Origin of the sequence: Klebsiella sp. MS 92-3 (assembly GCF_000195655.1) — a bacterium.
Classification (GTDB): Bacteria; Pseudomonadota; Gammaproteobacteria; order Enterobacterales; family Enterobacteriaceae; genus Klebsiella; species Klebsiella pneumoniae.
Genome location: NZ_GL882859.1, coordinates 1 through 5920, shown reverse-complemented (window position 1 = coordinate 5920; position 5920 = coordinate 1). Strand labels below are relative to the sequence as shown.

The window sequence follows — 5920 nt, the reverse complement described above, 5'->3', positions numbered from 1 at the left end:
AAAAACCCCAACGCCCTGATGCTCGGCGACTTTCTCGCCCCCGGCGCGCTGGTGGCGCTGTGCGGCCTGTTCCTGGCGATAGCCCTCCAGGCGCGTAAGGTACCGGGCGCGATTTTGTGGGCTATTTTGTGCGCCACGCTGGTGGGTATCCCGTTCGGCGTGACTAAACTGCCGACGCATTTTATCGATGCCCCCCACTCGCTGGCGCCGGTGCTGGGACAGGTTGACCTGCTGGGGGCGTTAAACATCGCCTTCCTGCCGTTCCTGTTCGTCTTTTTCGCATCTGAGTTTTTCTCCACCATGGGGACAACGCTGGCGGTGGGCGGCGAGGCGGGTCTGCTGGATGAAGAAGGCAACATGCCGCAGATTAATCGCCCGTTCATGGTCGATTCGATTGCCGCCGCGCTCGGCCCGTGGGTGGGCATTCCGGCGGCGACGGCGCTGATTGAGTCTTCGGCGGCAGCGGAAGCGGGCGGCAAAACCGGCCTCACCGCCCTGTCGGCGGCGGTAATGTTCCTGCTGATGCTGCTGTTCACGCCGGTGGCGTTGATGATCCCGAAAGAAGCCACCGCCCCGGCGCTGATCCTGATTGGCCTGAACATGTTCAGCGGCCTGCGCAAAGTGGATCTTGCCAACTTCACCGACGGGCTGCCGGTGCTGATGATGGTGATGATCACCCTTATCGCCAACAGCTTTGGCACCGGGATTGCCGGCGGGCTGCTGTTTTACATTGTGATCAAGGCTATCGCCGGTAAGTGGCGGGAGATCCCGATTGGCCTGTGGGTATTGGCCGTCCCGCTGGTATATTACTTCGCGACCTTAGTCAGGCATTAAGCCCTTCACAATGTGATTTCACCTCTTCATATAACAAACGCACCGCGGCAGAGAGCTGTTTGCGGTGCGGACAAATCAGATTCAACGGCACTACATCCCCCTGATAACGCGGCAGCAGGCGCCGCAGGCGCCCCGCCCGCAGATCGTCGCTGACGTCGAGCATCGATTTATAGGCAATGCCCTCCCCGGCGATCGCCAGCCGACGGATCACCTCGGCGTCGTCGCTCATCACCGTGCCGGAGACCTTCTGCTGCTGAACCACGCCGTCGAGGCTCAGCGACCAGCGGTCGAACGGACGGCCGCGCAAAATGTAGATCAACGCATTATGCTGGCTGAGTTCCTCGAGGGTCTGCGGTTCGCCATGGCGAGCGATCCACTCAGGCGAGGCCACCAGCACCCGACGATTTTCCGGCGCCACCGGCAGCGAGATAAACGAAGCATCGTCGTTATTGCCATAGCGAAACGCAACGTCCACCGGATCTTTAAACACGTCGGTCAGCTGATCGGAAAAGAGCAGCCGCAGGCGCAGCGCCGGGTGGCGTTGGCGGAAATCGCGGAACAGGGTCAGGAGCAGGTTACGCCCGAGGTCCGACGGCACGGCAATCTGCAACATGCCGCGAACTTCATCGTCCGGGGTCTGGATCTTCTGCAGACCGGCCTCGAGGGTATCGAGCATCTGGGTGGCGTAGGGCAGCCAGGTCTCCCCCTCCGGCGTCAGGCGCAGGCTGCGGGTCGAACGGGCAAACAGGCGAATATTGAGGATCGTCTCCAGACGCTTAATTGCCGCGCTGACCTGCGCCGGCTGCTGCCCGGCCTCGCGCGCCGCGTCGCTAAAACTGCCCAGCGCCGCGGCGCGGACAAATAAGGTCAGATCTTCCAGCCTGAACATGCCGATTCTCCCCTGCTTCAGATTGCTCCCAAAATACGCATCACCGTCGCTGCAACGCAAGCGGCACAAGACTTGCGCCGCGTTTTGCTTACACTTTTTAAAAATCCAGTGCTTGCCATTTCAGCAACGCATCAGGAATGATACGAGGCTGCTATTTTGAGTCCAGGTAATATTGAGGAAACTATGCGTAAAACAAAAATGATGCTTCTGGGCGTACTTCTTGCCACCGCTGGCGCCAGCTGGACGGCTACTGCCGCGGGGATCGATCAGTATGCGCTGAAAGAGTTCACCGCCGATTTCACCCAGTTTCACATCGGCGACACCGTTCCGGCGATGTATCTCACCCCGGAATACAACATTAAACAGTGGCAGCAGCGTAACCTGCCTGCGCCGGACGCCGGCAGCCACTGGACCTATATGGGCGGTAACTACGTGCTGATTACCGATACCGAAGGCAAAATCCTCAAAGTGTATGATGGCGAGATCTTCTACCATCGTTGATCCGCGCAATCTCCACGTCCGCCCCGGCGAGCCAGCGGACTCTCCGGCGCTGCGCCAGATCTTCCTGCGGGCGCGCAGTTTATCGTGGACCTGGCTTCCCGCCGCGGCGTGGCGGCTGGAAGATTTCGATGCCGCCACCGCGGATGAACAGCTGTGGGTCGCGGAATGCGACGGCCAGCCGGTGGGCTTTGCCGCCGTATGGACCGCCGATAATTTCCTTCACCATCTGTTTGTCGACCCCGACTGGCAAGGCAAACATATCGGCAGCGCGCTGCTGGCGCAGGTCGAACGGACCTTTACCGCCAGCGGAACGCTGAAGTGCCTGATGGAAAATAAAAACGCCCTGCGCTTCTACCAGCGTCATGGCTGGACCATCGAAGCACAGGGCGCGTCGCCCGAGGGCAGATACTGGCTGATGCGCTCGCCGCGGCCTTAAACGGCGCGGAAGGCAATCTCACCCGGGATCACTTCTCCCTGCCAGTACATCTGGGCCGCCACCCGGCCCGCCAGCTGGCGGTAGATGTCGGTAAATTCGCTGTCCGGACGCGCCACCACCGTCGGCGTGCCGTTATCCAGATCTTCCCGCAGCGTAATATGCAGCGGCAGCTGGCCCAGCAGCTGGGTGTGGTATTTCTCGGCCAGTTTTTGCGCGCCGCCGGTGCCGAAGATAGGCTCGTGGTGCCCGCAGTTGCTGCAGATATGCATGCTCATGTTTTCCACGATCCCCAGCACCGGCACTTCCACTTTCTCGAACATCACGATGCCTTTTTTGGCGTCGATCAGCGCGATGTCCTGCGGCGTGGTGACCACCACCGCGCCGGTGACCGGGATGTTCTGCGCCAGGGTCAGCTGGATGTCGCCGGTGCCCGGCGGCATATCCAGCACCAGGTAATCAAGATCCGGCCACAGCGTCTCCTGCAGCATCTGCATCAGTGCCTTGCTGGCCATCGGCCCACGCCAGACCATGGCGTTGTCGTCGGTCACCAGGTAACCGATGGAGTTGGTTGCCAGACCATATTTCATGATCGGCGCCATATGAGTGCCGTCCGGCGAGGTCGGGCGGCTGTCTTCCGCACCCAGCATGGTCGGAATCGACGGACCATAGATATCGGCATCCAGAATGCCCACCTTCGCCCCTTCCGCCGCCAGGGCCAGCGCCAGGTTTACGGCAGTAGAAGATTTACCGACGCCGCCTTTGCCGGAGCTGATGGCGATAATGTTTTTCACGCCGTTGACCCCGGGCTGGTTTTTCACCCGCTTGAGGGTCGCGATGCTGTGGGTCAGCTTCCAGTCGATGGCCTTCGCGCCGGTGATGCGCAGCAGTTCGGCGCTGCACTGCTCTTTCAGCGCTTCGAAGGCGCTGCTCCAGACGAACGGCATTTGCAGTTCAATATGGACGGTATCGTCCAGCCAGGCGACATGGTGCAGCGCCTTAAGGGCGGTGAGATTATGCTTCAGGGTTGGGTGCTGGAAATTGGCCAGCGTCCCGGCGACCATCGCACGTAGGCGCTCAGGGGATTTGGCCTGGGATTGCGAATTCATCCCGACTCCTTTGTTGTTTTGAGATGCTTTCAGTAATCACAGAGTTTATCACAGGTAACGATTATCCATATATGGGCAGCCATTTATGGCGCACCCACAGCCCTTTTGGTAATATCGGAAGCCCTTTTTACAACAGAAGATGTAATGCTCACTATGACTCAAGTCGCGAAGAAAATTCTGGTAACGTGCGCCCTGCCGTACGCCAACGGCTCCATCCACCTCGGCCACATGCTGGAGCACATCCAGGCTGATGTCTGGGTCCGTTACCAGCGAATGCGCGGCCACGAGGTCAACTTCATCTGCGCCGACGACGCCCACGGCACGCCGATCATGCTCAAAGCGCAGCAGCTCGGTATCACTCCGGAGCAGATGATTGGCGAAATGAGTCAGGAGCATCAGACCGATTTCGCCGGTTTTGACATCAGCTATGATAACTATCACTCGACGCACAGCGACGAGAACCGCGAACTGTCGGAGCTTATCTACACCCGCCTGAAAGAGAACGGTTTTATTAAAAACCGCACCATCTCTCAGCTCTACGATCCGGAAAAAGGCATGTTCCTGCCGGACCGTTTTGTGAAAGGCACCTGTCCGAAGTGCAAATCTCCGGACCAGTATGGCGATAACTGCGAAGTGTGCGGCGCGACCTACAGCCCCACCGAACTTATCGACCCGAAATCGGTGGTCTCCGGCGCCACGCCGGTGATGCGTGACTCCGAGCACTTTTTCTTCGACCTGCCGTCGTTCAGCGAAATGCTGCAGGCGTGGACCCGCAGCGGCGCGCTGCAGGAGCAGGTCGCGAACAAGATGCAGGAGTGGTTCGAATCCGGCCTGCAGCAGTGGGACATCTCCCGCGATGCGCCGTACTTCGGCTTCGAAATTCCCAACGCGCCGGGCAAATATTTCTACGTCTGGCTGGACGCGCCGATCGGCTACATGGGCTCCTTCAAGAACCTGTGCGACAAGCGCGGCGACACCACCAGCTTCGACGAATACTGGAAGAAAGACTCCACGGCCGAGCTGTATCACTTTATCGGCAAGGACATTGTCTACTTCCACAGCCTGTTCTGGCCGGCGATGCTGGAAGGCAGCAACTTCCGTAAGCCGACTAACCTGTTCGTGCACGGCTACGTGACGGTTAACGGCGCCAAAATGTCCAAGTCGCGCGGGACTTTTATCAAGGCCAGCACCTGGTTAAATCATTTCGATGCCGACAGCCTGCGCTACTACTACACCGCCAAGCTCTCTTCGCGCATCGATGACATCGACCTGAACCTGGAAGATTTCGTGCAGCGCGTGAACGCGGACATCGTCAACAAGGTGGTTAACCTCGCCTCGCGCAACGCCGGCTTTATCAGCAAGCGTTTCGACGGCGTGCTGGCCGCGGAGCTGGCCGACCCGGCGCTGTACAAAACCTTCACCGACGCGGCGGAAAGCATCGGCGAAGCGTGGGACAGCCGCGAGTTCGGTAAGGCCATCCGCGAAATCATGGCCCTCGCCGACGTGGCTAACCGCTACGTCGACGAGCAGGCGCCGTGGGTGGTGGCGAAACAGGAAGGCCGCGACGCCGACCTGCAGGCCATCTGCACCATGGGCCTGAATATGTTCCGCGTGCTGATGACCTGGCTGAAGCCGGTCCTGCCGCAGTTGGCCGCGCGTGCGGAGGCATTCCTCAACAGCGAACTGAGCTGGGACGCCATTCAGCAGCCGCTGCTGGCGCATAAGGTGAATCCGTTCAAGGCGCTGTACAACCGCATCGAGATGAAACAGGTGGAAGCCCTGGTAGAAGCTTCTAAAGAAGAGGTGAAAGCCACCGCGGCGCCGGTCACCGGTCCGCTGGCGGACGATCCGATTCAGGAGACCATCACCTTTGACGATTTCGCCAAAGTCGATCTGCGCGTGGCGCTGATTGAAAACGCGGAATTCGTCGAGGGCTCCGACAAGCTGCTGCGCCTGACGCTGGATCTCGGCGGCGAAAAACGCAATGTCTTCTCCGGTATCCGCTCCGCTTACCCGGATCCGCAGCCGCTGATTGGTCGCCTGACGGTGATGGTCGCCAACCTGGCGCCGCGCAAAATGCGCTTCGGCATCTCCGAGGGCATGGTGATGGCCGCCGGCCCTGGCGGGAAGGATATCTTCCTGTTAAGCCCTGAC

6 protein-coding genes are annotated in these 5920 nt (G+C 59.9%); 4 read left to right on the top strand and 2 right to left on the bottom strand.

Going from position 1 to position 5920, the window contains the following annotated elements; all coding sequences use genetic code 11:
- A partial coding sequence (locus tag HMPREF9538_RS30585; protein WP_009486179.1) for an NCS2 family permease occupies nucleotides 1-834 on the top strand: 834 nt, incomplete at its 5' end.
- Here the strand turns inward: HMPREF9538_RS30585 and HMPREF9538_RS03625 are convergent.
- Nucleotides 824-1723 carry a LysR family transcriptional regulator gene (locus HMPREF9538_RS03625; RefSeq protein ID WP_004149074.1) on the bottom strand — a complete coding sequence of 300 codons (900 nt, stop codon included), beginning with the start codon at nucleotides 1721-1723 and terminating at the stop codon, nucleotides 824-826. The genes HMPREF9538_RS30585 and HMPREF9538_RS03625 overlap by 11 nt on opposite strands.
- A 183-nt stretch (nucleotides 1724-1906) precedes the next feature.
- Between HMPREF9538_RS03625 and HMPREF9538_RS03630 the strand changes: the two genes are divergently transcribed.
- Both HMPREF9538_RS03630 and HMPREF9538_RS03635 read left to right on the top strand, forming a co-directional pair.
- On the top strand, nucleotides 1907-2224 hold the full coding sequence (locus HMPREF9538_RS03630; protein WP_002912749.1) for an RcnB family protein: 318 nt from the start codon (nucleotides 1907-1909) through the stop codon (nucleotides 2222-2224).
- Nucleotides 2196-2660: a GNAT family N-acetyltransferase gene (locus HMPREF9538_RS03635; protein WP_004890760.1), complete on the top strand. Its 465-nt coding sequence runs from the start codon at nucleotides 2196-2198 to the stop codon at nucleotides 2658-2660. Before HMPREF9538_RS03630 ends, HMPREF9538_RS03635 begins: the two co-directional genes overlap by 29 nt.
- Here the strand turns inward: HMPREF9538_RS03635 and apbC are convergent.
- A complete protein-coding gene (gene apbC / locus HMPREF9538_RS03640; RefSeq protein ID WP_002912751.1) occupies nucleotides 2657-3766 on the bottom strand; it encodes an iron-sulfur cluster carrier protein ApbC in 1110 nt (369 codons plus the stop codon). The genes HMPREF9538_RS03635 and apbC overlap by 4 nt on opposite strands.
- A 153-nt stretch (nucleotides 3767-3919) precedes the next feature.
- Here apbC and metG point away from each other — a divergent pair.
- Nucleotides 3920-5920: methionine--tRNA ligase (gene metG, locus HMPREF9538_RS03645; RefSeq protein ID WP_032457254.1), on the top strand; the 2001-nt coding region annotated here is incomplete at its 3' end.

Coding starts and splice junctions, on each gene's coding strand:
- HMPREF9538_RS03625 (WP_004149074.1), bottom strand. CDS start 1,723: ATGTTCAGGCTGGAAGATCTGACCTTATTTGTCCGCGCCGCGGCGCTG.
- HMPREF9538_RS03630 (WP_002912749.1), top strand. CDS start 1,907: ATGCGTAAAACAAAAATGATGCTTCTGGGCGTACTTCTTGCCACCGCT.
- HMPREF9538_RS03635 (WP_004890760.1), top strand. CDS start 2,196: ATGATGGCGAGATCTTCTACCATCGTTGATCCGCGCAATCTCCACGTC.
- apbC (WP_002912751.1), bottom strand. CDS start 3,766: ATGAATTCGCAATCCCAGGCCAAATCCCCTGAGCGCCTACGTGCGATG.